The organism is Sphingomonas chlorellae (assembly GCF_056485145.1).
Genome location: NZ_JBQXXM010000001.1, coordinates 967,394 through 993,647 on the forward strand (window position 1 = coordinate 967,394; position 26,254 = coordinate 993,647).

Here is a 26,254-nt window from a genome sequence, read left to right on the forward strand (position 1 = left end):
CTCAATGTCCCTTCAGCGCCGCACGCAATCGGTCCTGGACGGCGCCCAGCCGCACATGGCTGATGGCCGACATCGAATCCTCGCCGCCGGCGATCCGGTCGAGCAGGTTCACGCACTCGTCGGCGTGCTGGATCAGATAGTCGAACGCCTGGAGCTGCTCGAGGTACGAGGTGGCGAAATGCTCGTCGGCGACCAGCACTTCGGCCAGGCCTTCCAGCTTTTCGCGCATCTCGCGCAGCTCGCCGGCGATCACGCTGTGGAGAACACTCGACGCGTCGATCATCGGAAAGGAACCATCGGGGCGGGGCTGGGCGGGCACGGACATGAACGACATCAGAAAAGCTCCAGATCTCCGCAGTGCGCGGCCGGCGGAACGATCGGTGCGGGCGGGCGCTCCTGAACGCGCTCGGCGACCTTCGTGCAACGGCTGCGCCCCTCATAGGGCAGGAATTCGATCTTGCGGGCCGACGACCCGCCCAGATCACTATGGGCGACGGTAATGCCTTCGGTCTCCATGAACCGCCGCGCGAACGCGGCGTTCGAGGAACCGATGGCGCCCAGGCCAGAGATGATGTTGGCGCCCCCGTAAAGGTGCGCCTGCAACCGGTTGCGCACGGCACCCCGCTGCATCATCCCGTTGATCAGCAGTTCCATGGCGTGGACGCCGTATCGCTGCATGTCGGACGCCGACACGCGATGGTCGGCACCCGGCTCGCCAAGGAGGAAGTGGTTCATCCCACCCACCTTGGCGACGGGGTCATAGAGACATGCTGCCACACAACTACCCAGCAACGTCGATACGACGACGTGCGGCTCGTTCACGATCGCATTCTCACCCTGGACGATCGAGACGCGCCGCATTAGCTCAGCTCGCCAAAGACGCGCTCGATCTTCTCCTTCAGCGCCGCGGGTGCGAAGGGCTTCACGACATAGTTGTTGACCCCAAGCGCAGCCGCCTTCTGGACGATTTCCTTGTCGGCCGATCCGGTGAGCATGATGAACACCGTCTTGCCGATCACGGGGTCCTTGCGGACCTCCTCCAGAAACTGCAGCCCGTCCATGTCGGGCATGTTGTAATCCGAAATCACCAGGTGGACGCGGTCGGTGCGGATCGACGCCAGTGCCTCGGGGGCGCTGGCCTTGTCGCGCACGTCTTTGAAACCGAGATCCTGCAGCGCACGACGGATCATCGCGCGCATGCTGGTCTGGTCATCGACCACCATCACCTTGATCTGTGCTGCCGCCGGCATCAAACGCTCCCAACTTTTTCGCGGCAAGCCCTGAGGATCGCCTCGGGCATTGCCGACAACCCAACTTCCTTCTCGACCGCGCCGATCTCGCGTGCGGCGCGGGGCATGCCCCACACCACACAGGTCTCGCGGGTCTGGCCGAGCGTGTGTGCGCCGGCACGGCGCATCTCGAGCAGACCCTGGGCGCCGTCCTGGCCCATGCCCGTCAGGATCACCCCGACGGCCGCGGGCCCAAGCGATGCGACCGAACGAAACAGCACGTCGACCGCCGGGCGATGCCCTCCCACCGGATCGCCGGCGCGCAGCTTGATGCGCCCGTCGACCCCGCCAGAGAGCTCCATGTGTTTCTCGCCCCCAGGAGCAATATAGACGGTTCCACGCTCGATTTGCGCACCGTCGGTAGCTTCCACAACTTTAACGCGACAGTCGTGGTCGAGCCGCTGTGCAAAGCTCTGCGTAAAGGTCGCCGGCATGTGCTGGACGATCAGCACGGGCGGGCAATCCTCGGGCAGCGAGGGCAGGACCGAGAACAGCGCCTCGACGCCGCCGGTCGACGATCCGATCGCGATCAGCTTGCCGGCGCCGCCGCCGGCGATCGACGGCTGGGCGGGCAGGCGCTGCGGTCCGGCGCGGGCGACCGAACGGGCGGCGGCCTTCACCTTCTCCCGCAGCAGCGCCGCGTCCTTCTCGATGTCCTCGGGCGTGCCGCTCGGCTTGGTGACATAGTCGACCGCGCCGAGGCGCAGCGCCTCGATCGTCACCTGCGCCCCGCGCGCCGTCAGCGTCGAGCACATGACGACGGGCATCGGGCGAAGCCGCATGATGCGTTCCAGGAACGACAGCCCGTCCATCCCCGGCATCTCGACGTCGAGCGTCAGCACGTCGGGGTTGAGCTGCTTGATCATCTCGCGGGCGGCATAGGGCTCGGGCGCCATGCCCACGACTTCGATCTCGGGGTCGGCCGAAAGCATCCGCTTCAGCGTCGCCCGCATCGATGCGCTGTCGTCCACGATCAGCGTGCGTACGGGTTTCATTCCCGTCCCTCCGGTTTCTGGTAGATGGTGTGCCCGCACGAGCGCATGTGGCGCGATGCGGGGCCGATCAGGCGTTCGGAATGGCCGATGTACAGAAAGCCACCCGGCGCCAGTTGGTTGACGAAATTGTGCTCCAGCTCGGCCTTCGCCGCATCGTCGAAATAGATCATCACGTTGCGACAGAAGATCACGTCATAGGCGGCACGCAGCGGCCATGGCTCGAACAGGTTCAGCACGCGGGCGGTCACCATATTGCGTGCCTCGTCGGCCATGACGAAGCTGTCGCCCTGGCGGCGCATCCAAACGCTCTTGTACGGCTCGATCACGCCCGATGCCGCGTTCTCGGCATAGACGCCGCGCTGCACCGCCTCGACCACGGGGGGCGAGATGTCGGTGGCCAGCAACCGCACATCGGCGTTGCGCAGCCAGGTCGCGGACGTGCGGTCCGGCCCCAGCAGGCACATCGCGATGGTATAGACCTCCTCGCCCGACGAGCAGCCCGCCGACCAGATCCGCACCGGCCCCTGCTTGCGCTTCAGCACCGGCATCACCGTTTCGCGGAAGTGGTCGAAATGGTGCGGCTCGCGGAAGAAGTGCGTGTGGTTGGTGGTCAGTGCGACCACCATCCGGTGCCGTTCCTCTGCGTCGCTGTGAACCAGGTTCACATAATCGCTGAACCGGGTCAGCCCATGGGCGCGAAGCCGGCGGGCGAGGCGTGACTGGACGAGTGTCGTCTTCGCTTCGCTCAGGGCGATGCGCGCTTCATCGTGCATGATCGCGGCAATGGCGACGAAATCGCGGTGTGTGATCTCCGCGGTCTGTGCCGTTGCCGAGCCCCCGCCGGCAAGCGCCGCGGGGGCGCCGCCGGCGGCGCTCATGCGGCGATGTCCATGTGCTTGGTCAGGCTCAGCGCGTCGAGGTCGAGCAGCAGCACCATCGTGCCGTTCTCGTCACGCGTGCCGTCCTTGGCGCGGGTGGTGATGCGCACCAGGCCCTTGATGACGCTCTGCTCGATCGATTCGACCTCGGGCGCCGGCTGGATCTCGGCCTCGTTGATCGCGACGATGTCGTTGACCTCGTCGACCAGGAAACCGGCCTGCTTGCCCGCGATGTTGACGACCAGGATGCACGACCGCGCATGGATCACGCTCGGCTCCCAGCCCAGCCGCTCGGCCAGGCCGACGACGGGGATCACGTTGCCGCGCAGGTTGCTCACGCCCTTGATGAAGCTCGGCACGTTGGGGAGCGGGGTCGGCTCGTCCCATTCGCGGATTTCGATCAGGGCGCGCATGTCGATCCCGAAGGTCTGCTTGCCCAGCGAAAAGGTGACGATCTTGCAGCCGGTGTCGTTGGCGGCGGCGTTCTCAGTGGCGTTGGTCATGCTGCCAGTCCTTTCGGGGTGTAACGGGGGGAGGGCGAGGCGACGAGGGCCTCGATGTCGAGGATCAGTGCGATCGAACCGTCGCCCAGGATGGTCGCGCCACCCAGGCCGCGGATCGGGTGCAGGTTCTGGTCGAGGCTCTTGATGACGACCTCGCGGCGGTCATCGATGGTGTCGACGACCAGGCCGACCTTGCCCGAGGTTTCGCTCTCGACGATCACCACCAGCGAGTCCTCGATGGGGCGGTCGTCGTTCAGGCCGAAGATCTCGGTGGCACGCTTCACCGGCACATATTCGCCGCGCATGTCGATCACTTCGCTGCTGGGCGAGGTGCGCTTGACCTGGCCCGCCTCGGGCTGGACGGTCTCCAGCACGTGCGTCAGCGGCAGGACGAAACGCTGGCCTGCCAGCCGCACGATCATGCCGTCCAGGATCGCCAGCGTCAGCGGCAGGATCATGGTGAAGGTCGTGCCTTCGCCCGGGACCGAATGGATCTCGACGCGGCCGCCGAGCGCCTCGACGTTCGAACGGACCACGTCCATGCCCACGCCGCGACCCGAGATGTTCGAGATCTTGTCCGCGGTCGAAAAGCCCGGGGCACAGATCAGCTGGTCGATTTCCTCGTTGGTCAGATGGGCGTCGGCCGAAATGATGCCCTTCTCGATCGCCTTGCCGCGCACCTTCTCGCGGTTGATGCCGCGGCCGTCGTCCTGGACGCGGACAAAGATGCGCGCGCCCTTCTGCTCGGCCGACAGCTTGATCGTGCCGGCGGCGGGCTTGCCCGCGGCCAGACGCTCCTCGGCGCTTTCCAGGCCATGGTCCGCGGCATTGCGGATCATGTGGGTCAGCGGATCGCCGATCTTCTCGATGACGCCCTTGTCGACTTCGGTCGTCTCGCCATAGGTCTCGAGGTTGATCGTCTTGCCGGTCTCGGCCGAAAGGTCGCGCAGCATCCGGGGCACGCGGCTGAACGCCTGCCGGATCGGCTGGGCGCGCAGCGACATGACGTTGTCCTGGATCTGGCGCGTCAGCCGGGCGAGTTCGGGCAGTTCGACGCGCTGGCGATCGGCCGGCGACAGCCGGTCGGCCAGGATCGAGTTGCGGATCACCAGCTCGCCGACCAGGTTGAGCAGCAGGTCGAGCTTGACCAGGTCGACGCGGATCGTCTGCGCGGCCTCGGCGTGCGGCTTGGCCGCGCCGCCGCTGGGGGCGGCGGGGGCAGGCGCGCTCGCGGCGGCGGCAACCTCGACGCTGGGGGAGGCGGCGGCGATCGTCGCGACCATCTGCTCCATCTGCGCGGTCAGGTCGTCGACCGACGCCGTCACCGGCACGAACGGGATGCCGTCGTCCTCGGCCGCGGCGGCCGGGGCGGCCGGCGCTTCGGGGGCGGCGACCGCCACTTCGTCACGCGTGACCTCGATGTACGAGTCCGGCGCGACGAAATCGAAGCAGTCGTTGATCGCATTCTCTTCGATCGTGCCCGGGGCGGCCAGCGTATAGGTGAAATACGCGTCCTCGGGGTCCATGTCGCGCAGCGCGGGCAGCGTCGCGGTGTCGATCGAAACGATGTGCGCGCCCAGGTCTTCCAGCTCGCGGATGACCAGCAGCGGCTCGCCCGCATTTTCCATCGCGGCGCGCGACGGGCGGAACACGATCCGCCACGGCGCGGGGCCGGCGGGCTCGGGGGCCGGGGCGTCGAAATCGTCGAGCGAGACCGCGACCGGGCTGAACCCGAATTCGTCGACCTCGGCTGCGGCCGGTGCCGGCGCGGGGGCCGGTGCCGGTGCGGGGGCTGCGGCGGCCGGGGCAGCGGCAACGTCGCCGTCGGCCACGCCCTTGTCGGCGAGCACCTTTTCCAGCGCCGCGAGCGCGGCCTCGTCGTTCGGGCGCGGGGCCAGGCCCTTCGCCGCCTCGACATGGTCCGACAGCACGTCGAACGAGCTCAGCATCACCTTGATGACGCCCGGGGTGGGGACGATCTTGCCGCCGCGCACCTCGTCGAGCACGTTTTCGAACTTGTGCGCGAACGCGGTCAGGTCGCTGTGACCGAACGCGCCGGCGCCGCCCTTGATCGAATGGACCGCGCGGAAGACGCCCGCGATCGTCTCGGCAGAGATGTCGCCCGCCTGCATCGCCGAAAGTCCTTCTTCGGCGGTGGTCAGGCCCTCGGCGCATTCTTCAAAGAAGATCGCCTGGATTTCGTCGAGTTCGTCGCTCACGGGCACACCCGGCGGATCGCCGCCCCCAATTTGGTTGCTTCAAACGGCTTGGTGATCCAGCCCGTCGCGCCGGCTTCGCGGGCGCGGGCCTTCTTCTCGTCCGAAAATTCGGTCGAAAGCACCAGGATCGGCGTGCCGCGGAACTTGTCCTCGGAACGGACCGCCTCGATCAGCTCGAAACCGTCCATCTTCGGCATGTTGATGTCGGTGATCAGCAGGTCCGGCTGCACTTCGTGCATCCGCTCCAGACCGTGCTGGCCGTCATTGGCGCTCTCGATACGATAGCCCTGGGCGGTCAGCGACGTCTTGAGCAGCATGCGCATGCTCGCCGAATCGTCCACGGTCAGAATCAGCTTGGTCACAGTGCGTCTCCGGTTTCGATGCCGATCGCGTCCGCGAGGCGGCAGCTTTCAACGCGATCAAGAAAGGCTTGGCTGGGGTTCACGAGGCGAAAGGGAAGGCCGGCACGCTCGCCCTCGGCGTGCGCGGCGACCAGGATCTGCAGCACCGCCTGACCGACGCTTTCGACCTGCGAGGCATCGATCTCCATCACGCCGTCGATATCGGCGGCCTGGATGATGCGCTCGCGCAGTTCGGCGGCGGTGACGGTCGATCCATGCACCGGAAGGCGCAGCGAGCGGTCCTCGGCACTGGCTTCGGTTGCAGCAGCGTCGCCCAGGTCCATGGGGAATTCGGGCGCGCCCTCAGGCAGCGGCAGGGTTGAGTCCATTCTTCGCCTCGTCGAGTGCAGTTTCGAGTTGCTGGAAGGTCGGCGCATAGGCCGACGGGGTCATGCGGCGCGCGATTTCGATCGCGACCTGGACCGGCTGGTTCTGGGCGTATGCGACGATCGCGGTCTTCGCGATCCCGTAGCATTGCGAGTCCGCGTCGATCGTCTCGAGCAGCTTCGTTGCGAGCGGGCCGACGACGCAATAGGACAGCAGAACGCCCAGGAAGGTACCCACAAGCGCGCCGCCGATCATCGCGCCCAGGATTTCGGTGGGCTGGTCGATCGAGCCCATCGTCTTGATGACGCCCAGCACCGCCGCGACGATACCGATGGCCGGCAGGCCGTCGGCCATGATCTGCAGCGCGTGCTGCGGCGTGGCTTCCTCGTGGTGGTGCTTTTCGATGTCGGCGTCCATCGCCGCCTCGATCTGGTGCGGGTCCTCGAAGTTCACCGTCATCATGCGCAGATAGTCGCAGATGAATTCGATCAGGTGGTGGTCCTTCAGGATCCGCGGATAGGGCGAGAACAGGCTGCTTTCCTCGGGATTGTCGAGGTGCGGTTCCAGCCCGGTCGCACCACCCTTCTTGAAGGTGGTGAGCAGGCCGAACAGCAGCGTCAGCAGGTCCTTGTAGTCCGCGGCGTTCCAGCGCGAGCCTTTGAACGCACGCGCGATCCCGGCGCCCGCAAGCTTCACCGTCGACATCGAGTTGCCGACGATGAACGCGCCCACGGCGGCGCCCCCGATCGCCATCAGCTCGTGCGGAAGCGCGTGCATGATGATCTCGAACTTGCCCCCGGAGATGATGAAGCTCCCGAAGACGCAGCCGAGAATGATGATGAAACCAACGCCGATAAGCATCGCGGTGCCGTTTTCTTTCCCTGGTTTGTCCCAGAATTATAGGAAGGGTTGACGCCCGGGGGGGCTTACCCCCGGGAAATTGCTCAGGCGGCGACCCGATCCTGCGCGTCGATGACGGCAAGATAGTTGCGCAAACGGTTGAGCTCGAGCGTCGCGAGCAGCTGGTTGTTGTGGTACGGCGACAGGATCGCCGTCACGCGCTCGGCCCATTCGGCGCGCGTGTCGAAGACGACGCCCAGCCCGAACACCGCGGGAATGTTGGCATAGGCAAGCGTCGCGCCCGCGGCGTCGGCTTCGGCCAGGAAGTCCTCGATCGCGGTCAGCACGCCGTTGCGCGGGCCGCCTTCCTCCAGCGCCCAGGCGAACTGGCCGTGCCCGCGAAAGCCGCGCCCGGGCAGCGTTCCTGCCTCGCCCAGCGTCACGCCGACGTCGAAGCTGTGCGGATGGCGGTGCTCGGCGGGGATGCGGTCGGGCGCATAATAGAAATCGCGCCGCGCGCACGGCCAGCTCACATCGTGCAGGAACACGAACAGCGGCTTGCCCGCCGCTTCGGACCGCGCGCGCGCGATGCGCAGCTCGTTGAACACGGTGTAATAGTTGTGGTCGCCGTCGATCACCCACACGTCGGGCGCGTCGAGCGCGGGCATCGCCGCCAGGCTCGGCTGCGCGATGTGGCGCACCTGCGCCTCGCCGGCCGCCCATTGCACGAATTCGGGCTTGGGCGCGGGGTCGATGCTCGTCAGCGTGCCGCCCATCAGCGTGGCATAGGCGGCGAGCTGCTGCGACATGCCGCCGAATTCGGCGCCCACCTCGACCACGTCGCGCACGCCCGCGGCGTGCATCGATTCCAGGATCAGGTCGGCGAATTCGGACATCGAATGGATCAGCAGATCGGTCATGCGGAAACTCCGGAATGGGTCTGGGCCGGCGCCGCGCATGCGGGCTCGGCCGGCTGGCGCGCCGCGATCGGGCGGAACACGACCGCCAGCATCATCGGCCGGTCGTCGATCCGCGGGGGCGGGGGCACCATCATGAACGCGTACTCGTCCTGGCACTGGAACAGGTGCGGGGCGACCTGGACCATCCCCTCCAGCGAGGGGGCGGCGGGGCGTTCGCCCTCGCCATACTGGTATTTCTCGCTCAGGAACGTCTCGACCGACATGAATGCCACGCTGTCGATCTGCAGCCAGTCGTAAAGCTGGCCGAACTGCAGCCCCACCGAATAGCGGCAGTCGCCGATCGGGATCGGGGCCAGGAAATAGCCGTCATGCGTCGCCGCCGCGTCGACGGTGCCCGTCGTCGCGTTCTTGCCGTCGGCGACGATCACCGGCAGCGCGACCGAACGGTCGATGAAATCGGCATATTTGAACGGCAGGCCGAAGCGCCGCTGCGTCAGCAGCGACAGCTTGGCCGACATGCCCTCGCCGTCGAGTTCGGCGGGCAGGTACATGCGGTCCGAACCCTTCATGTAGAACAGCCCGCGCTGGCGCAGGCCGTGCTGCGCCACGCTGCGGTCGAACAGCCGCACCTTCTGGTCGACGCCCAGATTGACGTCGTGCTCGAACGCCTCGAACATCGCGAGCTCGCCGCCGGTGGGCAGGAACATCAGCCGCGCCATCGCCGACACCGCGCCGCGCCGCCACAGCATGTCGGCATCGGGGTTGCTGGTGCGCAGGAAGCTTATGTTCGTCTCGGCGGTAAAGCGCACCACGCCCGTCTGCACCCTGGCGCGGATCGCGCTCTGCTCGGCATCGATCGTGTTGGTGCGGCGGATCGGCGTGCCGTCGGGCTGGTAATCGACGACCGATCCCTGGTCGGCGGTGCTCATCTGCTCGATCACCGCGACATTGGCGCACAGCGCCTCCAGCGCATGGGCGTCGTAATGCCGCGTGTCGATCAGCCCGCGCTTGTCGAGCCCGGTGTTCACATGCTCGCGCAGCAACAGATAGCGTCCGGCCACCTCGACCTTCAGCGCGCGGCGCAACAGCGCCTCGACCTCGTTCTGCACCGACCCGTTATAGCCCAGGTCGATCAGCATCAGCGTGTCGCCCGGCAGCGGGTTGCACACCGCGCGCACATGCGCGACCAGCCGCTCGGCGAAACCCGCCGACGCCTTCAGCACGCGGCGCACGCGCGCGGGGTCGCGCAATTCCTTCACCACCGCGCGCACCAGCGCCTCGCCCGCCAGCCCGGCGGGCATCGCCTTCAGGATCCGCGTCGTCTCGGCGGGCGGGATCAGCAACTGGTTGGCCAGCACGCGCGGATCGGTGCTCGTTTCGTACTGCAGATAGTTGAGCAGCGCGTTCTCGTCGACGAACGACGCGGCGGTGGCGGTAAAGCGGCTGATCTCGGCGGCATGCGCCGGCGCGGCATGGCCGCTCGCGGCGTGGACCTGCATCGGCAGATGGCCGTCGCGCATCAGGAACACCCAGTGCACGCGCCCGCTGCGCTTGGCCTCCAGCGCGGCGGCCTCCTCGACCAGCCAGCGTTCGAAGGCGTGGAACACGGGGCCGAGCACGCTGAAGCCAAAGGCTTCGGCCGCGTCGGCGATCTGCGGCTCGCCCACCGCCAGCACCGGGCGGTGCGGCTGGTGCGTCGCGATCATGCCGGGGCTGGCGGGGTGCAGGATGGCGTTCACCGCCGATTCCAGCCGCAGCCGCTGCTCGGTGGCGTCGGTGAACTGCACCAGGTGCAGCGTCGCGACGCCGAACGGCGCCACGCCGGCGACGTCGGCGGCGATGTTGTCGCCGATGTGCAGGATCTCGTGCGGCTTGACGGGCAGCTTCTTCAGCACCTCGCCGTACAGGCCCTGCGCCTTCGCCCGGCCGAATGCCGACGAACAGAAGATCGTGTCGATCAGCTCGACGACCTCTTCGCCCGCCGCGCGTGCGATCAGCGCGCGCAACTGCACGGCGTCCAGATAGGTGTCGCTGACGATGATGACCTTGCGGCCGGTGCGCTTGGCCTCGCGCATCAGCTCGACCGTCGGCCGGAACGCATAGCAATGCGTCACCTCGACCTCCAGCTCGCGATGGATCGCGGCGGCGCGCGTCGCGGCGTCGGCGTTGGGGAACAGCTCGCGATAGATCTCGTCGATCGTCACCTCGTTGCGGCGGCGGCGTAGCTCGGCGGCCAGGCGCGCGCGCATCTCGGCGCGGCGGCGCTGGGGGACCGTCACCTCGGGCAGCGCGCCGAACAGGTCGTGCGGCGCCTGGCTGTCACGCCACAACAGCGTGTCGAAACAGTCGAGCGACAGATATTTGATGCCGTCGCGCCCCTGAAGCGCGCCCGGCAGGGCGTGCGGAAGGATGGTGTCGGTCAATGCAGTTTTCCCTGGAAAAGCGCGCCCCGCATCGAGTGACGCACGATTCTTATAGGAAGGCCGCCGCTCCGACCGGCAATTTCTTCCTAGAATAGGGGGGTCAGCAAAGGAGCGATGATGTCTCTCAATGCCTATCAGGCGGCCCTGAGCCGGGCCGAAACCCCGCGGGCGACCGAACATCGCCTGATCAGCGAGATTACGGGTGAGATGATGGAAGCCGAGGCCAAGGGGCTGAAAGGCGCCATGGTGATGCCGATCCTGCACCGCAATCGCGAGATGTGGGCGGCGTTCACCAGCGACTGCAGCATGAACGGCAACGGCCTGCCGATGGAATTGCGTGCCAGCATCATCTCGCTCGGCCTGTGGGTGGAACGCTTTACCAGCGACGTCGTGTCGGGCCGCGAGCCGATCGGCGAGCTGATCGCGGTCAACCGCCTCGTTCTCGACGGTCTGCGTACCCAGCGCATGGCGGCCTGACCCGGCCGACCGCGTTCGGATGAAAGCCAAATGGGGGCGTCCGGCACCACCGGGCGCCCCTTTCCCGTGCCCGCCCGCCGCCGCGACCGCCCGCCGGGGCGGCGCGGGGACGGGTTATCTGAAATCCGCCTGGAAGCTGGTGGCGATCAGCGACACATGCGCGTCCAACGGCGGGTGCAATTCGAACGCGCGCGGTTCGCGCGCGAAATTCCACAATCGGATCAGTCGCCAATGGTCGCGGCGTTGCTCCGCAACTGCCAGTTCGTTGCGGGTGATGTGAAACGGGGTCCGCTCCCACCCGTTCGTCGTCTTTACCTCGATCAGCCGATCGCTGCCGTCGGTCGCGAAGCTCAGAATGTCATAGCCGGCGCCGTCCCCGTCGATGTGCGACACCCAGCGGACGCGGGCCGCAAGGTCCGGGCGCCCGGCGGCGCGCAGGCTGGCGCGTTCATGGGCCAGCACATGTTCCTCCCCGGCACATCCCAGCGCCCGATTCCGGGCGTCGCGTTCCGCCACGTCATATTTCCGCGCAAGGGCGGTCATCTGTGCCAGCTCGTCCGGCGGCGGCGCGTTGCTGTGTGTCGGCGGCGGCCCTATCCACAGCATCGGCTCATCCCGGAACGTCGATGATGGCGGGGGGGCTGCCATCCGTGCAGCGGGGGCCAGCCATTCGGGGTGACGCGCAAGCCAGCGCACGACGGCATCCACCAGCGATGCCTGGAAATTGAAGGCCGGCTTATAGCCGGGGATCCAGTCCTCCCCGAGCCCCTTGAGTACCGCGCTGACGTTCTGATGCTTGTATTCGATCGCGCCTTTCGGACGCCCGATCCTTGCTTGCAGGCGTCGGTTATGTTCGGCCTTGTTGTACGGCTGTCCGGCGACGTCCTTTGCAAGCATCGCGAAATAGTCCGCGACGATGGCGTCATTCTCGGCATCGGACCACGCACCGGCCATGGCGGCGCCCGTCACGCCAGCAATTGCGTCGGTACGCCCAGTGCCGGACCGGCATCGGCAAGCCGCCGATCGAGCGTGTGGAGCGTCGCGCCATGGTCCGACGCGACGGCAAGGTGCAACGCGTCGCCGGCACGAAGCCCGAGCGCATGCTGGTCGGCGAATATCGCGGCCGTTCGGAACTGCGCGCTGCTGACGCCCAGCACGGTCAGGCTGTCGGCGACCAGCGTGTTGAACATGGCGAGTGCGGCGGCCCGCTGCGTCAGGTCGATCTGCCCGCTCCGCAGCTTGATCGCCAGCGCCGATGACATTTCGGTGAGCGTCCAGTCACTGATGGCAAGCTGCGCCGGGGGCTGTGCCGCCAGCCAGGCCTGGACGCGCGCCGTTGCCGCTTCGTTGCAAAGCGCCGCGACGATCAGCGACGTGTCGAGATACTGCATCAGTATCGATCGGCATCGCGCATTGCCCGCACCAGCTCGGCGGCGCTTTCGGCCTGGGGCGACATGGTTGCGGTCAATGCGCGAAGTGCAGCGGCGTCGATCGGCTGGCGCGGCTTCGTCACTGCGGTCAGCCGCGCGACCGGCTTGCCGCGCCGCGTGATGTCGATCGAATCGCCGGCTTCGACCCGGTCCACCAATTCGCTCAGACGGGCTTTGGCATCCGCCAGGCGGATCGCATCCATCGTGACACTCCTGACCATCTGGATGGTCATATAGCGTGTTGATCGCGTCGGCGCCATCGCCCCTGCCGTTGCCCCTACCGTTGCCGTTGCCGCTGCGTCCCGCGCACCGGGGCTCGGCCGCGCGCCGAACCGGCGGGTTCGGCCGGCGCGGGCGGTCGGGCGGCGTTCTCGTTTCCCGAACGCAAAGGGGCGCCGCAGCCCAGGCCGCGGCGCCCCCTTGTTCGGGCCGGGGCGGGGGGTGTCACCCCGCCCGGGTCGTGCCGTTCGTCAGAACGACGTCCAGTCGTCGTGCCCGTTGGCCGCGACGGGGCCGGGCAGCGGCTTGACCGGCGAGACATAGCCGCTGTCCGACGGCTTCGCCTTGGCCGCGCGCGCCGGGGCACGCGGGGCGGGGGCGGGGCTGCGCGTCGGCGTGCGGGCGATCGGGGCGGCGTGCGACATGCCGTCGATGCGGAACTTGCTCGCCTTTTCGGTCAGCGTGCCGACCTCGGAGTTGAGGTTGCGTGCGGCGGCCGACGTTTCCTCGACCATCGCGGCGTTCTGCTGCGTGGCCTGGTCCATCGTGCCGATCGCGGTGCTGATCTGCGAGATTGCCGACGACTGCGCCTGGTTGTCGGTGGCCATCTGGTTGAGCAGGCTGTGCACCTCGGTCACGTCGCCGGTGATGTTGGCGAGCGCCTCGTCGACCTTCTTGACCATCTCGACCGCGGCGACCACGTCCGACTGGGTGGCGGTGAGCTGTTCGCGCGCCCGGCTCGCTTCCTCTTCCGAACGCATCGCCAGCGCCGAAACCAGGTCGGCGACGACGGCGAAGCCGCGGCCCGCTTCACCCGCGCGGCCGGCTTCGACCGCGGCGTTCATCGCAAGGACGCGCGTCTGGAACGCGATCTTGTCGAGGCCTTCGATCACGCTGTCGATGCCCTTGGCGCTTTCGGCCACGCGGGTCATCGCCTGCAGCGCCTCGTCGGCGGTCTCGCGGCCGCCCGACACGGTCGTCATCGCGCCGTCGGCCCGCGTCACGGTGCTCTTGGCCGAATCGGCGGTCGCGCGCAGCCGCTGGTCCATCTCGGTGACGGCGGCCGAGGTTTCTTCCAGGCTGGCCGCATTGGCTTCGGTGCGGCGCGCCAGGTCTTCCGACGCCTGGGCGATCTCGGCCGATCCGGTGCGGATCGACGCGGTGCTTTCCAACACCGATCCGATCAGGTCGCGCAGCCCGCTGACGGCCTGGTTGAAGTTCTCGCGCACCACCGCATAGTCGGCGGCGAAATTCTCGCGGATGTCGCAGGTCAGGTCGCCCGCGGCGAGCTTGCCCAGGCTGTCGCCCAGCACCTCGACGACGTGCTTCTGCTCGGCGTCGGCGATGGCCTTGGCCTTCTGCGACTCTTCCTGTGCGATCGCATTGTCGCGGAACACCAGCACCGCCTGTGCCATCGCGCCCAGTTCGTCGGCGCGCTCGGTGCCTTCGACCTCGACATGGTGGTTGCCGCCGGCCAGGCTGTGCATCGTCGCCTGCAGCTTGGCGATCGGGCCGGTGATGCCCATCCGCGCCACCAGATAGCCGAGCGCGATCATGCCCAGCGTGGCGAGGAAGCTCACCACCAGCAGCATCGTCGAGGTGCTGCCGAGCTCGCTGCTCAGATTGGCCGAAATCGCGTTGGCATCCTTGATGCGACCGTCGTTGATCGCAGCGGTCGCGTCCGAAAAGGCGATGACCTTGGGGTCGGTTTCAGACAGCAGCGCGCGCGCCGCGTCGTTCTCGTCGCGATAGCCGAGCGCGGCCGCCTTTTCGGTCAGCGCGTGGATGTCGGCCACCTTGCCGCGGACGGTCTGGACGATGTCGGTCGCGCTGGGATCGAGCGCCTGGACTTCGTCGAGCAGCTTGTTCGCGGCGTCGAACGACTTCTTTTCGGCCTCGACCGCCTCGCGGCCGGCCGCCGATCCGCCCGGATAGGCGAGCGTGCGGTATCCGGCATAGACCATCGCGGTCACATGGCGGTTGACGCGTGCCAGCTTGGTGGTCACCGGCAGCTTGTGGTCGGTGAGCTGGGAATAGTCGGTGTCGGCCTTCTTCAGCGTGTTCGACGAGATGAAGGCGACGCTGATCGTCGCGATGCCGAGCATCAGCAGGACGGCGATGATCTTGGCGGGGATTTTAATCCGGGCGAGAATGGTTTCCATATGGCGTGGACCCTGCATGTTGGGCGTGCAGCTTCCATTCCGCCGCACGGTATGCCCGTCATTATAGGTCGCTGGCCGGATCGTTATGCCATCGGGTTCCTCGAAACGGCGGTTTTCGGCCGCTTCTAGGTATTCGAACGGAGGTTTTTGCTCTGATTTTGCGCGATTTTGTTTCGCAACGACAATTTTATCGCGCCATTGGGGCGGGGGACGGCCCGCCCCGGGGGGGCGGGGCGGGCCGTCGGGGGGTCAGAATTGCGCCCAGTCGTCGGCGCCCGCGGGGGTGCTGACCGGCACCGGCAGCGGCTTGACCGGGGAGACATAACCGGCGTTCGCGGCCGGCTTTGCGGCGCGTGCAGAGGCGCGCGCGGCGGTGTTCCCGTCGATCTTGAACTGGCTGGCCTGACCGGCCAACTCGTTGACTTCGTTGGTCAAGTTGCGCGCTGCGGCCGATGTTTCCTCGACCATCGCGGCGTTCTGCTGGGTCGACTGGTCCATGCTGCTCACCGCGACGCTGATCTGCGTGATCGCGCTCGACTGGGCATGGTTGTCGGCGGCCATCTGCCCCAGCAGCCCGTGCACCGCGCCGACGTCGGACGTGATGTCCGCCAGCGCATTGTCGACCTTCTGCACCATTTCCACCGCCGCAACGATGTCGCTCTGCGTCGCCGTCAACTGCTCCCGCGCGCGCCCCGCTTCTTCCTCCGAACGCATCGCCAGCTGCGACACCAGGTCCGCAACCACCGCAAATCCGCGGCCTGCCTCGCCCGCGCGGCCGGCCTCGACCGCAGCGTTCATGGCGAGGACGCGCGTCTGGAACGCGATCTTGTCGAGGCCCTCGATCACGCTGTCGATGCCCTTGGCGCTGTCCGCCACGCGGGTCATCGCCTGCACCGCCTCGTCGGCAACCGCGCGCCCCGACGACACCGTCTTGATCGCGTCGTCCGCCCGCTGGACGGTATCGCCCGCGGCGGTCGCGGTCGCCTTGATCCGCTGGTCGATCTGCGCCACCGCGGCCGAGGTCTGTTCCAGGCTGGCGGCGTTGCTTTCGGTCCGGCGCGCCAGATCCTCCGAGGCGACGGCGATTTCCTGCGAGCCGGTGCGGATCGTCTCGGCGCGCTCGCGTACGGTGCCGATCAGGCTGCTGAGCGCCGTGACCGCGTCGTTGAAGTTGACCTTCACCGTTTCATAGGCAGCCGAGAAACGCTCGCTAATCGCTGCGGTCAGGTCGCCGGCGGCGAGCTTGCTCAGATTGGCTTCGAGCGCCTGGACGACCTTGCGCTGCTCGGCGTCGGCGGCCGCCTTTTCCGCCTGGACGCGCTCCTGCTCGACCGCGGCATCGCGGAACACCAGCACGGCCTTGGCCATCGTGCCCAGTTCGTCGGTGCGTTCGGTGCCCGGGACATCGACGTGATGGTTGCCCGCAGCGAGCTGCGCCATCGTCTGCTGAAGCGCTTCCAGCGGGCCGGTGATCCCCTGGCGCGACACGACGATCGACACGCCGATCGCGCCGATGATCGCGACGATGCTGCCGATCAGCATCGTCCAGATCGTGCGCGAGCCGTCGACCGAAAGCTGCTGGCTCAGCGCCTGCGCGGCGTCGATCCGGCGCAGGTTCATGCTGACCATGGAGGTGCTCATGTTCTCGAGCGCACGGTCGACCACGCCCATCTGGACGCGGGCGGCGTCGGGCTGTCCGCCGCGAGCGAGTTCGATGGCCTTGGCCGCCTCGTCGTGGAGGCCGTCGAGCATGCGCCGCACGTTGTCGGCATCCGACTGGGCGTTCGGATCGGTCTTGTTCACTTCCGCGAGCATCGTGCTCGCATTCTCATACGCCTTGGTCGCGTCGTTGATGGCCTTGGTCATTGCGGCCGAGCCCGCGGGAGCGTTGACAGCGCGGTAGGTGTCGTACGCCATCGTGGTTCCTGCGCGGTTCACCCGCGCGAACTTGGTGGTGACGGGCAGCTTGGCGAGCGTCAGTTCGGAATAGGCGGCGTCCGAAACCGCGAGCGTGCGTGCGCCCATTGCCGCCACCGCGAGCGTCACGACGGCGAGCATGCTGAGCAAGATGATGATCTTGGCTGAGATCTTCAGCCTGGCGAGCAATGAGGACATGGCAAGGCCTTTCGAATGGGGAGATGCCGATGCTTTCGGCCACGAAACTACCATTCGCATTATAGGGCGGCATTGCTCAGGAGGGCGTAAGCATTGCCATCTTTCGCGCTGAAAACAGGCATTTTTACCTGTCTTAACGTGACTCTTTCGGCGCCTTTTCTGGTGTCCAATTGTCGCCTTAGAAGGCGCATTTTGTCTTACAAAAACAGGTGGTTGCAAGAATTGCAATCGGCCGCCATGGCCTGCCCTGACGGCGCCTGGAACGGCCACGCGTCACGGCATTTCGGTCGGCCGCCGGAACCGAAAACTAATGGTAAATATTTGGTAAAAGCCCCCCGTGTTTCTACGGTAACGAGATGCGACTGGTTTGCAAAACAAGGAAAACAGGCAAAAATCTTCGCATCGGTGAAGGCCTTAGGGGGATGACCTGACTACGGATGCGGCGGGGCGACTGCCACGTCGATGCCGATCAAACGCGATGCGGCAAGATCGCTGGAGTAATGCGTGCTGTGTAAGATTCCACTCGTCGTCCTGATCGTGCGCCAGTCCGCGCTGCGCAGCGCGCTGGTCGCGCGGCTCGCGCTCGACGGTGCCACGGTCTGCACGGCACGCGATTTCGACGCCAACCATTCGATCGCGGCGCGCGGTCCTGCGGTACTCGTCGCCGATGCCGAGAGCATCGAAGATCATCCCGGCGGTCCCCGGGCCGTCGCCGACGATCCCCGATGGGAGCGCGTGATCGTGCTGGAAGAGGGGGCGTCGGCCGACGGGGCCGAGCGTTCGTCCGCGGCCGAGACCGCAGACGACACGATCGCCCGCCTGCATTTCCTGCCGATGGCAAGTGCGGCAGCATCGATTTCGATGCTGCTCGCTTATGGTCAGCCCTGATCCCGTACCAGGGGCGACGACGGATCAGGCCTTGGGGAACAGACCCGCGGCAAAGGCGATGCGCAGCGCCTCCGAAAGGCTGCGGACTTCCAGCTTTTCCATCAGGTTGGCGCGATAGATCTCGACCGTGCGCGGACTGATGTCGAGTTCATAGGCGATGATCTTGTTCGAGCGCCCATCGATCAGCCCGCGCAGCACGTCGGTTTCGCGCGGCGAGAGCTTGGCGATCTTGGCTTCGGCCGCGGCCGTGCGCGCGGCGGCCTCATTATCCTCCTCCAGTCGGGCGAAGGCGGTGTCGATCAACTGGAGCAGCACCTCTGCCTCATAGGGCTTTTCGACAAAGTCGAGCGCGCCGGCCTTCATCGCGTCCACCGCCATGCCGACATTGCCCTGACCGGTCAGCACGATCGGCACGAACTTTACCGAGCTTTCGAGCGAGTGAAGCACGTCGAGCCCGGTCGATCCCGGCATGTGCATGTCGAGCAGCAGGACGCCGGGGTCGAGTTCATCGACGTCCTGAAGAAACGCATCCCCCGAACGATAGCCCCGCACGATCAGGTCCGCACGCACCGACAACAGGCTGTGCAACGAAGCGCGGACGGCGTCGTCATCGTCGACGATGTAGATCGTTCTGGCCATTTAGTCTGTGCCCTCCTCCACGGTGGGAAGTGTGAAGCAGAAACGCGCTCCACCTTCCGGTCTGTTCTCTGCGCTCAGTTTGCCACCATGCGCTTCGATGATACGCTTGCTGATCGAAAGGCCAATACCCATTCCGCCACCGGCGCTTTTGGTCGTGGTAAAACGGGCAAAGATCTGTTCGAGTACCTGCTGGGGAATGCCCGGCCCGGTATCGGATACGCTGATTTCGACCATCTGATTGGGCAGCCGTCGCGATGCGATCGCGATCAGCCGCTCGCCCGACGCGCTGTTGCGCAGCGCCTCGCTGGCGTTGCGGAGCAGGTTGACGAGCACCTGCTGCACCTGAATGCGATCGGCGAAGATGAACGGCGCCTCGGGATCGAGGTCGTAGGTGACGCGAATGCCGAACTGGCGCGTGCCGACCAGCACCAGGTCGACCGCGTCGCCGATCGTGCGCGCCACCGATTCGGCGCGCATCTCGACCTCGCCGCGCGCCATGAAGGCCCGCAGGCGGCGGATGATCTCGCCCGCGCGCTGCGTCTGTTCGGAGCCCATTCGGAGCAGGTCGGTGACGCGTTCGGACGTCTCGCCGCGTTCGATCAGCATCCGCGCCGCGGCCAGGAAATTGGAGGTGGCGCTGAGCGGCTGGTTGAGCTCGTGCGCCAGATCGGCGGCAAGCTCGCTCATCGCGCTCTGACGCGACACATGCGCGATCTCGGCGCTCAATTCGCTCAGCCGCTGGTCGGTGGCGAGCTGATCGGACATGTCGCGCACGAAGATCGTCAGCATCACCTTGCCGTCGATCTGGGCGATGCCCGATCGCGCCTCGATCGGGAAACGATGGCCGTTGGCCGCCTCGGCGGTGCCGCGGATCACCTCGCCGATGACGCCGTCGCCGGTCGCGAGGAACTCGCTGAGCAGGTTGAGATAATGGTTCCGATCCTCCTCGGGGATCAGCATCGTCGCCAGCTGGCCGAGCACGTCGGGCGCGCGATAGCCCCACAGCGCCTCGGCGGCTGCGCTGAACTGGAGGATGCGCCCCTGTTCGTCGACGACGAGCATCGCGTCGGGAACGGTCTCGAGGATCGAGCGCAACTGTGCCTCGCGGCGGCGCAATTCGGCCTCGCGCTCGTCGCGGGCCGTGGTGTCGAGCATCACGCCCACGGTGCGGACAAGATTGCCGTGCGCGTCGTAAAAGGCGCGGCTCGATCCTTCGATCGTGCGGCCCGACGCGGTGTCGCTGCGCAGGCGGAAGCGGAAGCTGAACCGCTGTGCCTTTTCGCGGACCGCGCGTGCGATCGTCGTCAGCACGTCCTGCATGTCGGCAGGCTCGACCTGGGCGCGCCAGGTGTCGAAGCTGGAGATCGAGCCCGGATGGATGCCGACGCGCTGTTCGGTGCCGGGACTGAACTCGATCCGGTCGTCGGCGACGTTCCATTCGAACACGCCGAGTTCGTGCGCCGAGGTGGCGAGCGCGAGCCGCTCCTCGCTGATACGCAGCGCCTCGACCGCGCGGACTTCCTGGGTAACGTCGGTGATTTCAAGCACATGCACCGGATCGCGCCCCGGTATGTCGACCAGCCGGGTGCGTTCGAGAACGACGAGTTCGCGCCCGTCACGGGCATGTTCGATCATGCCGATCGCGCGGCCCTCGGCCTCGGCGGCGCGGGCCTGTCCGGGCGCCGAGCCCAGCCCGCACGCGGCGTTGAGCAGCAGATATATGCTGCGGCCGATCGCTTCGTCGGCGGCCCAGCCATAGAGATTCTCGCAGCCGCGCGACCAGTGGGTGATCGTCCCGGCGCCGTCGACCACCGCGATCGTGTTGCCTTCGAGCGCCTGGCTGAGCCAGCCGATCTCGGCCTGTTCCTCGCCGATCCGCCATGCGGCCCAGAAGGTAAGCCCCGCGACGATCACGACATTGCCGCCGACGACGAACATTTCCTCCCAAGGCCAGCCGAGGCCGGTCACGCGGCCGAACAGCTTTTCGCCGAGCGAGGGGAGGACCGGAAGGAAGATCGCGAGCGGGAGGAGGAGGCGCAGCCGCGTCCATTGCGACGATCCGCCCGCGAGCGAGCGAACCCAGGGCGCCTCGGCGAGATACATGCCGAAACCGAGAATGATGAAGAAAATCTGCGCGATCGCCGCGCGCGACACATGCGGCGCATCCGCCGGCGGGTGCGCCATATGGGTGAGCAACAGCAGCAGCGACGCACCGCCGGTCGCCGCGAACAGCGCCGAGGCGACGAGGCTGCGCAGGTTCGGGCGCACGGTGTTCATGAGGATCGAGGCGATCCCCGCGGTGCTGAGCAGCATCAATACCGTGCTGGGCGTCGGCCCGGGGCGGCCGGGGTAGGGGACGGCGTAGAGCGTAACAAGCCGTTGAAAGAAAAGGCGATCTGTCCCGAAATCGACCCCCAGCGCCAGTTGCGCCCAGGACGTCAGGCTGATGACGAGCGGGACGGCGAGCAGCGGCAAGGCCAGCCGGCGGCGTCCGAGAAAGGCGGCGAGCAGGCCGGTCGTGAGGCAGAGATAGCCGAGCGCGGTGAGCGGCCAGATCGGGCGGCCGTCGAAGCCGGTGGCGCGCATCCGGGGAATGTCGAGCACCCAGCCGAGCAGCGCGAGCGTGCTTCCCAGCGCCGCGAGACTGAAGAACAGCGCCCCCCAGTGCCTGGTGCCCCAGTCCCGGATCAACCGGCGTACAAAAGAATCTTCACTCAAACGCAAATGGCCTGCCCCCGATACAGGGTCTGCGGTCAATCCCTAGCATCGCTCAATGAGGCGTGAAAAGCTACACGGCGCCCCCGTATTTGTCGCAATGGCGGTTATTTTTGCGTCGAAAGGACGCAATCCGCGTGCGATTCGTGCCGTTGCGCGGACTCAAATGACGCGGCGCCCCGGCTCGACGCGCACGACTTGCCAAATCCCGCCGCGCCCGCGATCAATGGCGCCGGGCGCGCCGATGCCGAACCGGGCCAGGGCGCGATAAAGGGGAGACCAGCGCTTTGATTCGATCGCTCCTGGTCCTCGGGCTCGCCGGCATGATCGCCGGCTGCGCGGGGGACAACACATCCAAGCCGCAGACCGCGGCGGCCGCACCGGCCGCGAACGGGCCGGGCAAGGGCAAGGGCTATAGCCACGATCCCTATCCGTCGACCTATCGCCCCTATCCGGGCGTACCGACGCTGATCACCAACGTCACCGTGCTCGACGGCGAGGGCGGGCGGATCGAGCATGGCGCGGTGCTGTTCCGCGACGGCAAGATCGCCGCCGTCGGCGCCGACCTGAAGCCCGAGGCGGGCACGACGGTGATCGACGGCAGCGGCCATTACGTCACCCCGGGCGTGATCGACATCCACAGCCATCTGGGCGACTATCCCTCGCCGGGCGTCGAGGCGCATTCGGACGGCAACGAGGCGACCTCGCCCGTCACCGCCGAGGTGTGGGCCGAACACAGCGTCTGGCCGCAGGACCCGGGCTTTGGCCGCGCGCTCGTCAACGGCGGCGTCACCACGCTCCAGATCCTGCCCGGATCGGCCAACCTGTTCGGCGGCCGTTCGGTGGTGGTCAAGAACGTCTATGCCCGCACGATGCAGGCGATGAAGTTCCCCGGCGCCCCCTATGGCCTGAAGATGGCGTGCGGCGAGAACCCCAAGCGCGTCTATGGCAGCAAGGGCCGGATGCCGTCGACGCGGATGGGCAACATCGCGGTCGATCGCCAGACCTGGGCGCGCGCGGCCGAATACAAGCGCCGCTGGGACCGTTACGAGGAAAAGGGCGGCGAGCCCCCCGCGCGCGACCTGCAGATGGACACGCTGCGCGCCGTGCTCGAAGGCGAGATCCTGGTCCAGAACCACTGCTATCGCGCCGACGAGATGGCCATCGTCATGGATATGGCCAAGGAGTTCGGATACCACGTCACCGCGTTCCACCACGCGGTCGAGGCGTACAAGATCGCCGACCTGCTGAAGGCCAACAACACCTGCGCCGCGGTGTGGGCCGACTGGTACGGGTTCAAGATGGAATCCTATGACGCGGTGAAGGAAAACCTGGCCTTTCTGGAAAAGGCGGGCGCCTGCGCGATGATCCATTCGGACGACGCCAACGGCATCCAGCGGCTGAACCAGGAAGTCGCCAAGGCACGCGCCGCCGGCCAGCGCGCGGGCTTTGACGTTTCCGAGGCCGATGCGTGGAAATGGCTGTCGCTCAACCCGGCGCGCGCGCTGGGCATCGCCGACAAGACGGGCAGCCTGAAGCCCGGCAAGATGGCCGACGTCGTGCTGTGGAACGGCAATCCGTTCAGCGTCTATACCCGCCCGCAGATGGTGTGGATCGACGGCGCGCTGCTGTATGACGCCAAGGACCCGGCGCGTCGCCCGGTGTCCGATTTCGAACTGGGCCAGCCCGGCGAGGGGGACGTGAAGTGATGAACCGGATTCTTCTCGCCGCCGCCGCGTCGCTGACCGCGATCGCTGCCCCCGCCGCCGCGCAGACCGTGGCGATCACCAACGCGCGGCTGGTCATTGGCGACGGCGCCGGCCCGATCGAGGGCGGCACCGTCGTGGTGCGGGACGGCAAGGTCGTCGCCGCCGGCGCCAATGTCGCGGTGCCCGCGGGCGTCCGCGTCGTCGACGCCAAGGGCCGTTACGTCACCCCCGGCATCTTTGCCGGCTTTACCCGCATGGGCATCGTCGAGGTCGACGGCGTCGATGCCGCGAACGATGCGAGCGCGGGCAATTCGCCCTTTTCGGCCGCGCTTGACGTGACCCCGGCGGTCAACCCGCACAGCACCCCGATCGCGATCAACCGCGCCGAAGGACTGACGCGCGCGGTCGTCGCGCCGGGCACCGCGCGCAATTCGATCTTTGCCGGGCAGGGCGCGGTGATCGACCTGGGCAACGACAGCGACGCGGTGACGCGCCCGCGCGCGTTCCAGTTCATGGAATATGGCGAGACCGGCGCGCGCGCCGGCGGCGGCAGCCGTCCCGCGGCCTATGCGCTGTTGCGCAACACGCTGTTCGAGGTGCGCGACTATGCGCGCAACCCCGGCCGCTATACCGACCGCGGCCGCGACGCGCTGTTGACGCGCGCCGATGCCGAGGCGCTGGTGCCGGTGGTGCAGGGGCGCGTGCCGTTGCTCGTCCATGTCGAGCGCGCGAGCGACATCCGCTCGCTGCTGGCGCTGAAGCGCGAGGTGCCGGCGCTGCGGCTGGTGCTCGTCGGCGCGAGCGAGGGCTGGATGGTGGCGCCCGAGATCGCGGCGGCCGGCGTGCCCGTGCTGGCGAACGGGCTGGCCGACCTGCCCGAGGCGTTCGAGGTGCTGGCCGCCACCCAGTCGAACATCGGCCGGATGAAGGCCGCGGGCGTGCTGGTGGGCATGGGCACGATCAACGCCGACGACGCCCGCCAGGCGCGCTGGGAAAAGCAATATGCCGGCAACCTGGTTGCGTTGCAGAAGGTGCCGGGCGCGAGCGGGCTGAGCTGGGGCGAGGCCTTTGCCACGATCAGCGCGCGCACCGCCGAGGCGCTGGGCATGGGCGACGCGTTCGGATCGCTGAAGCCCGGCCGGCACGGCGACGTGGTGATCTGGGACGGCGACCCGCTGGAAATCGGCAGCGAGGCGACCCAGGTGTTCATCGACGGCGTCGAACAGCCGCTGAGCAACCGCCAGACGCGGCTTCGCGACCGCTATCGCGAACCGCAGGAAGGCGCGCTGCCCAAGGCCTATCAGCGCTGACGCCGATTGCCGGGCGGCAGCGGCGCCGTCCGGAACCTACCCGATGGCCGCGGCCGCGCCGGACGGGTTTGATCCCGCCCGGCAGGTCGCGGCACCGGGCCGCGCAAGAGGGAGAGACGAGATGAGAAAAGCCGTTCTGGTGCCGATGCTGGCGCTGACCGCGCTGGCGGGATGCGGCGGGGGCGCGCAGCCGCCCGCCAACGCGACCGGGGACGCGGCGAACACCGCCGTCGCCGCCGACGCCAACGCGATCGACGCGAACGCCGTCGAGGCCAATGCGACCGACGCCACCGCGGGCAACGCCGCCGCCAATGCGACCGACGCCGCCAACCCGGTGCAGCGCGTGCTCGCCATGTCCGAACGCGAGCGCAACGCGGTGTTCATCCGCGCGATCCTCGACGCGGGCATGAAGTGCGAAGGCGTCACCAAGTCCGAACGCCTGCCCGACAAGGACGGCCTGCCGGTGTGGCGCGCGGCGTGCGGCAGCGACAGCGCGCACGTCATCACGATCACCCCCGACGGCACCGCCAACATCGTGAGCCGCACCGCACCCTGACCGGCCGCGCCGCAGCGGATCGTCGCGTCGCGGGAAACGTCGCGGCGATCCTTTGCGGGGAGCGCGCCGAAGCGCGGCGACGGCCGCGCGTGGGACGGCCGCGCGTGGGACGGCCGCGCGTGGGACGGCCCACCGGGGGGAGCCGTTACCTTGCGGCGTGTCTTTCGCCGTCCTGTCCGGCCCAGCCGACGATCGCCTGGTGCAGATCGACCCCGACGCGGTGATCGTAAGCCAGCCATGCGCCGGTGACGAGGATGGCCCAAAGGATGCTGAACAGCGAGCCGATCAGGAAATATTCGGCGAAGAGCTGCTCATCGAGTTTCCTGAACCGGGCGACGGTCTTGAGCGCGATCACGGCCGCGAGGATTTCCCACCGCGCCGTGAGCATCGCGGCGGCGACCAGCAGCCGTTCGATCGCGCCGATCCAGCGCCCGGCGTTATGGCCCGGCTCGGGCTCTGCCGCCGTCGCATCCTTCAGCCCGGTGAGCGCGAAGATCAGACGGCTGAGCCGGTTGCCCGAATCGGTGAGGAGCCACAGTGCGATCAGCGAATAGACCATGGCATGGATCATGCCGCTCCTCCGCCCAGTGCGCAGCGTTGGTCGAGTGCGGCGAGCGTCTGTCCGATCGCCTGCAACTGCAACCGATACAGGTCGAAATTGGCTGAACTGCGGGTTTTGTAAACCGCTCGGGCGGACACGTCGCGGCTGCGCGCGATTGCGGCCGGGGTCCGTCCGTCGAGCAGGGCGCGGACGTCGTGCCGCTGAACCGCGGTCCATCCGCGTTCGATGGCGGTAAGGCTGGCGCCACAGGCTTCGAGCAGCGTTTCCAGGAGCGGTTCCTCGGCGAACACGAAGCGGTAGAGCCGGTTTTCCAGCTTCTCGTTCAGCCTTTCGCGCGTTGCCGTCAGCCCGGCACCCATCATGTTCCAGGCGCGTTCCCGGTTGAGCGGCGTCTGGAGCGTTTCGATCCCCAACGCGAAGCGGCACTCCACCGCGTCGTCCAACAGGTCCATCCGGATGCCGCGCGCGATTTCGAAGGCTGCCGTCAGCGACCCGGCCAGCCCCTGAAACTCGTCGCCCAGGGTGATGGTGAGCGGGGAGGCGAGATCCGCGCCATGAACATCGTTGGCCCGATCGACCGCCCGGTTGAAGCGCGCATGGAGTGCGGCGCGATCCGCCACGTCCTCGCTATGGACCAGATCGCCCATCAGGATGGCGTAGCGCGGCGTGTTGGAACC

Annotated in this window: 26 protein-coding genes; 5 read left to right on the plus strand and 21 right to left on the minus strand. The window is 67.4% G+C overall.

The window, feature by feature from the left end; all coding sequences use genetic code 11:
- Position 1: 1 nt before the first annotated feature.
- From ACT3CF_RS04460 to ACT3CF_RS04515, 12 genes are all read right to left on the minus strand, one after another.
- A complete protein-coding gene (locus tag ACT3CF_RS04460) occupies positions 2–334 on the minus strand; it encodes a hypothetical protein (RefSeq protein WP_478420673.1) in 333 nt (110 codons plus the stop codon).
- Positions 334–861, minus strand: a complete 528-nt coding sequence (locus ACT3CF_RS04465) for a chemotaxis protein CheD (protein ID WP_478420674.1) — start codon at positions 859–861, stop codon at positions 334–336. Before ACT3CF_RS04465 ends, ACT3CF_RS04460 begins: the two co-directional genes overlap by 1 nt.
- Positions 861–1,250, minus strand: a complete 390-nt coding sequence (locus ACT3CF_RS04470; RefSeq protein ID WP_478420676.1) for a response regulator — start codon at positions 1,248–1,250, stop codon at positions 861–863. The genes ACT3CF_RS04465 and ACT3CF_RS04470 overlap by 1 nt, the downstream gene beginning before the upstream one ends.
- Positions 1,250–2,284: a protein-glutamate methylesterase/protein-glutamine glutaminase gene (locus tag ACT3CF_RS04475; protein WP_478420678.1), complete on the minus strand. Its 1,035-nt coding sequence runs from the start codon at positions 2,282–2,284 to the stop codon at positions 1,250–1,252. The genes ACT3CF_RS04470 and ACT3CF_RS04475 overlap by 1 nt, the downstream gene beginning before the upstream one ends.
- Complete coding sequence (locus tag ACT3CF_RS04480; protein ID WP_478420680.1) at positions 2,281–3,162, minus strand: CheR family methyltransferase; 882 nt, start codon at positions 3,160–3,162, stop codon at positions 2,281–2,283. Before ACT3CF_RS04480 ends, ACT3CF_RS04475 begins: the two co-directional genes overlap by 4 nt.
- The gene (locus ACT3CF_RS04485) at positions 3,159–3,665 is read right to left on the minus strand and encodes a chemotaxis protein CheW (protein ID WP_478420681.1); all 507 of its coding nucleotides are present in this window, start codon (positions 3,663–3,665) and stop codon (positions 3,159–3,161) included. Before ACT3CF_RS04485 ends, ACT3CF_RS04480 begins: the two co-directional genes overlap by 4 nt.
- Positions 3,662–5,884, minus strand: a complete 2,223-nt coding sequence (locus ACT3CF_RS04490) for a chemotaxis protein CheA (RefSeq protein WP_478420682.1) — start codon at positions 5,882–5,884, stop codon at positions 3,662–3,664. The genes ACT3CF_RS04485 and ACT3CF_RS04490 overlap by 4 nt, the downstream gene beginning before the upstream one ends.
- Positions 5,881–6,246 carry a response regulator gene (locus ACT3CF_RS04495; RefSeq protein WP_478420684.1) on the minus strand — a complete coding sequence of 122 codons (366 nt, stop codon included), beginning with the start codon at positions 6,244–6,246 and terminating at the stop codon, positions 5,881–5,883. The genes ACT3CF_RS04490 and ACT3CF_RS04495 overlap by 4 nt, the downstream gene beginning before the upstream one ends.
- Positions 6,243–6,569, minus strand: a complete 327-nt coding sequence (locus ACT3CF_RS04500; RefSeq protein ID WP_478420686.1) for an STAS domain-containing protein — start codon at positions 6,567–6,569, stop codon at positions 6,243–6,245. The genes ACT3CF_RS04495 and ACT3CF_RS04500 overlap by 4 nt, the downstream gene beginning before the upstream one ends.
- A 19-nt stretch (positions 6,570–6,588) precedes the next feature.
- Positions 6,589–7,473: a flagellar motor stator protein MotA gene (gene motA, locus ACT3CF_RS04505; protein ID WP_478420687.1), complete on the minus strand. Its 885-nt coding sequence runs from the start codon at positions 7,471–7,473 to the stop codon at positions 6,589–6,591.
- A gap of 83 nt (positions 7,474–7,556) precedes the next feature.
- Complete coding sequence (locus tag ACT3CF_RS04510; protein WP_478420688.1) at positions 7,557–8,372, minus strand: class I SAM-dependent methyltransferase; 816 nt, start codon at positions 8,370–8,372, stop codon at positions 7,557–7,559.
- Complete coding sequence (locus ACT3CF_RS04515) at positions 8,369–10,795, minus strand: HAD family hydrolase (protein WP_478420689.1); 2,427 nt, start codon at positions 10,793–10,795, stop codon at positions 8,369–8,371. The genes ACT3CF_RS04510 and ACT3CF_RS04515 overlap by 4 nt, the downstream gene beginning before the upstream one ends.
- A gap of 114 nt (positions 10,796–10,909) precedes the next feature.
- Between ACT3CF_RS04515 and ACT3CF_RS04520 the strand changes: the two genes are divergently transcribed.
- On the plus strand, positions 10,910–11,272 hold the full coding sequence (locus tag ACT3CF_RS04520) for a flagellar biosynthesis regulator FlaF (RefSeq protein WP_478420691.1): 363 nt from the start codon (positions 10,910–10,912) through the stop codon (positions 11,270–11,272).
- A 114-nt stretch (positions 11,273–11,386) separates the two neighbouring features.
- Here ACT3CF_RS04520 and ACT3CF_RS04525 read toward each other — a convergent pair whose 3' ends face one another.
- From ACT3CF_RS04525 to ACT3CF_RS04545, 5 genes are all read right to left on the minus strand, one after another.
- Positions 11,387–12,241, minus strand: a complete 855-nt coding sequence (locus ACT3CF_RS04525) for a protein NO VEIN domain-containing protein (protein WP_478420693.1) — start codon at positions 12,239–12,241, stop codon at positions 11,387–11,389.
- Entirely contained in the window at positions 12,238–12,663 is a 426-nt protein-coding gene (locus tag ACT3CF_RS04530) for a type II toxin-antitoxin system VapC family toxin (protein WP_478420694.1), read from the minus strand. The genes ACT3CF_RS04525 and ACT3CF_RS04530 overlap by 4 nt, the downstream gene beginning before the upstream one ends.
- A complete protein-coding gene (locus ACT3CF_RS04535; RefSeq protein WP_478420696.1) occupies positions 12,663–12,935 on the minus strand; it encodes a type II toxin-antitoxin system Phd/YefM family antitoxin in 273 nt (90 codons plus the stop codon). Before ACT3CF_RS04535 ends, ACT3CF_RS04530 begins: the two co-directional genes overlap by 1 nt.
- Positions 12,936–13,172: 237 nt before the next feature.
- Positions 13,173–15,083: a methyl-accepting chemotaxis protein gene (locus tag ACT3CF_RS04540; protein ID WP_478420698.1), complete on the minus strand. Its 1,911-nt coding sequence runs from the start codon at positions 15,081–15,083 to the stop codon at positions 13,173–13,175.
- Between the two features lie 249 nt (positions 15,084–15,332).
- Entirely contained in the window at positions 15,333–17,198 is a 1,866-nt protein-coding gene (locus ACT3CF_RS04545; RefSeq protein WP_478420700.1) for a methyl-accepting chemotaxis protein, read from the minus strand.
- A gap of 504 nt (positions 17,199–17,702) precedes the next feature.
- On the opposite strand from ACT3CF_RS04545, the gene ACT3CF_RS04550 reads away from it, so the two are divergent.
- Positions 17,703–18,086, plus strand: coding sequence for a hypothetical protein (locus tag ACT3CF_RS04550; protein WP_478420702.1), 384 nt, complete (start codon positions 17,703–17,705; stop codon positions 18,084–18,086).
- Positions 18,087–18,110: 24 nt separating this feature from the next.
- On the opposite strand, the gene ACT3CF_RS04555 is transcribed toward ACT3CF_RS04550, so the two are convergent.
- On the minus strand, positions 18,111–18,725 hold the full coding sequence (locus tag ACT3CF_RS04555; protein ID WP_478420703.1) for a response regulator transcription factor: 615 nt from the start codon (positions 18,723–18,725) through the stop codon (positions 18,111–18,113).
- On the minus strand, positions 18,726–21,416 hold the full coding sequence (locus ACT3CF_RS04560; protein WP_478420704.1) for a PAS domain-containing sensor histidine kinase: 2,691 nt from the start codon (positions 21,414–21,416) through the stop codon (positions 18,726–18,728).
- A gap of 347 nt (positions 21,417–21,763) precedes the next feature.
- Here ACT3CF_RS04560 and ACT3CF_RS04565 point away from each other — a divergent pair, with 347 nt between their 5' ends.
- The 3 genes from ACT3CF_RS04565 to ACT3CF_RS04575 all read left to right on the plus strand — a co-directional run bounded on the left by ACT3CF_RS04565 (position 21,764) and on the right by ACT3CF_RS04575 (position 25,015).
- Entirely contained in the window at positions 21,764–23,149 is a 1,386-nt protein-coding gene (locus ACT3CF_RS04565) for an amidohydrolase (protein ID WP_478421346.1), read from the plus strand.
- On the plus strand, positions 23,149–24,459 hold the full coding sequence (locus ACT3CF_RS04570; RefSeq protein ID WP_478420706.1) for an amidohydrolase family protein: 1,311 nt from the start codon (positions 23,149–23,151) through the stop codon (positions 24,457–24,459). The genes ACT3CF_RS04565 and ACT3CF_RS04570 overlap by 1 nt, the downstream gene beginning before the upstream one ends.
- Before the next feature lie 121 nt (positions 24,460–24,580).
- A complete protein-coding gene (locus ACT3CF_RS04575) occupies positions 24,581–25,015 on the plus strand; it encodes a hypothetical protein (RefSeq protein ID WP_478420707.1) in 435 nt (144 codons plus the stop codon).
- Positions 25,016–25,160: 145 nt separating this feature from the next.
- Here ACT3CF_RS04575 and ACT3CF_RS04580 read toward each other — a convergent pair whose 3' ends face one another.
- Positions 25,161–25,586 (minus strand): hypothetical protein, encoded by a 426-nt coding sequence (locus ACT3CF_RS04580; protein WP_478420709.1) that lies wholly within the window; start codon positions 25,584–25,586, stop codon positions 25,161–25,163.
- Entirely contained in the window at positions 25,583–26,224 is a 642-nt protein-coding gene (locus ACT3CF_RS04585; RefSeq protein WP_478420710.1) for a SatD family protein, read from the minus strand. Before ACT3CF_RS04585 ends, ACT3CF_RS04580 begins: the two co-directional genes overlap by 4 nt.
- Positions 26,225–26,254: the final 30 nt, after the last annotated feature.

Excerpts from the sequence above, each read along its gene's own strand:
- ACT3CF_RS04460 (WP_478420673.1), bottom strand. The coding sequence starts at position 334 with ATGTCGTTCATGTCCGTGCCCGCCCAGCCCCGCCCCGATGGTTCCTTT.
- ACT3CF_RS04465 (WP_478420674.1), bottom strand. The coding sequence starts at position 861 with ATGCGGCGCGTCTCGATCGTCCAGGGTGAGAATGCGATCGTGAACGAG.
- ACT3CF_RS04470 (WP_478420676.1), bottom strand. The coding sequence starts at position 1,250 with ATGCCGGCGGCAGCACAGATCAAGGTGATGGTGGTCGATGACCAGACC.
- ACT3CF_RS04475 (WP_478420678.1), bottom strand. The coding sequence starts at position 2,284 with ATGAAACCCGTACGCACGCTGATCGTGGACGACAGCGCATCGATGCGG.
- ACT3CF_RS04480 (WP_478420680.1), bottom strand. The coding sequence starts at position 3,162 with ATGAGCGCCGCCGGCGGCGCCCCCGCGGCGCTTGCCGGCGGGGGCTCG.
- ACT3CF_RS04485 (WP_478420681.1), bottom strand. The coding sequence starts at position 3,665 with ATGACCAACGCCACTGAGAACGCCGCCGCCAACGACACCGGCTGCAAG.
- ACT3CF_RS04500 (WP_478420686.1), bottom strand. The coding sequence starts at position 6,569 with ATGGACCTGGGCGACGCTGCTGCAACCGAAGCCAGTGCCGAGGACCGC.
- motA (WP_478420687.1), bottom strand. The coding sequence starts at position 7,473 with ATGCTTATCGGCGTTGGTTTCATCATCATTCTCGGCTGCGTCTTCGGG.
- ACT3CF_RS04510 (WP_478420688.1), bottom strand. The coding sequence starts at position 8,372 with ATGACCGATCTGCTGATCCATTCGATGTCCGAATTCGCCGACCTGATC.
- ACT3CF_RS04520 (WP_478420691.1), top strand. The coding sequence starts at position 10,910 with ATGATGTCTCTCAATGCCTATCAGGCGGCCCTGAGCCGGGCCGAAACC.
- ACT3CF_RS04530 (WP_478420694.1), bottom strand. The coding sequence starts at position 12,663 with ATGCAGTATCTCGACACGTCGCTGATCGTCGCGGCGCTTTGCAACGAA.
- ACT3CF_RS04535 (WP_478420696.1), bottom strand. The coding sequence starts at position 12,935 with ATGACCATCCAGATGGTCAGGAGTGTCACGATGGATGCGATCCGCCTG.
- ACT3CF_RS04540 (WP_478420698.1), bottom strand. The coding sequence starts at position 15,083 with ATGGAAACCATTCTCGCCCGGATTAAAATCCCCGCCAAGATCATCGCC.
- ACT3CF_RS04545 (WP_478420700.1), bottom strand. The coding sequence starts at position 17,198 with ATGTCCTCATTGCTCGCCAGGCTGAAGATCTCAGCCAAGATCATCATC.
- ACT3CF_RS04555 (WP_478420703.1), bottom strand. The coding sequence starts at position 18,725 with ATGGCCAGAACGATCTACATCGTCGACGATGACGACGCCGTCCGCGCT.
- ACT3CF_RS04565 (WP_478421346.1), top strand. The coding sequence starts at position 21,764 with ATGATCGCCGGCTGCGCGGGGGACAACACATCCAAGCCGCAGACCGCG.
- ACT3CF_RS04570 (WP_478420706.1), top strand. The coding sequence starts at position 23,149 with ATGAACCGGATTCTTCTCGCCGCCGCCGCGTCGCTGACCGCGATCGCT.
- ACT3CF_RS04575 (WP_478420707.1), top strand. The coding sequence starts at position 24,581 with ATGAGAAAAGCCGTTCTGGTGCCGATGCTGGCGCTGACCGCGCTGGCG.
- ACT3CF_RS04580 (WP_478420709.1), bottom strand. The coding sequence starts at position 25,586 with ATGATCCATGCCATGGTCTATTCGCTGATCGCACTGTGGCTCCTCACC.
- ACT3CF_RS04585 (WP_478420710.1), bottom strand. The coding sequence starts at position 26,224 with ATGGGCGATCTGGTCCATAGCGAGGACGTGGCGGATCGCGCCGCACTC.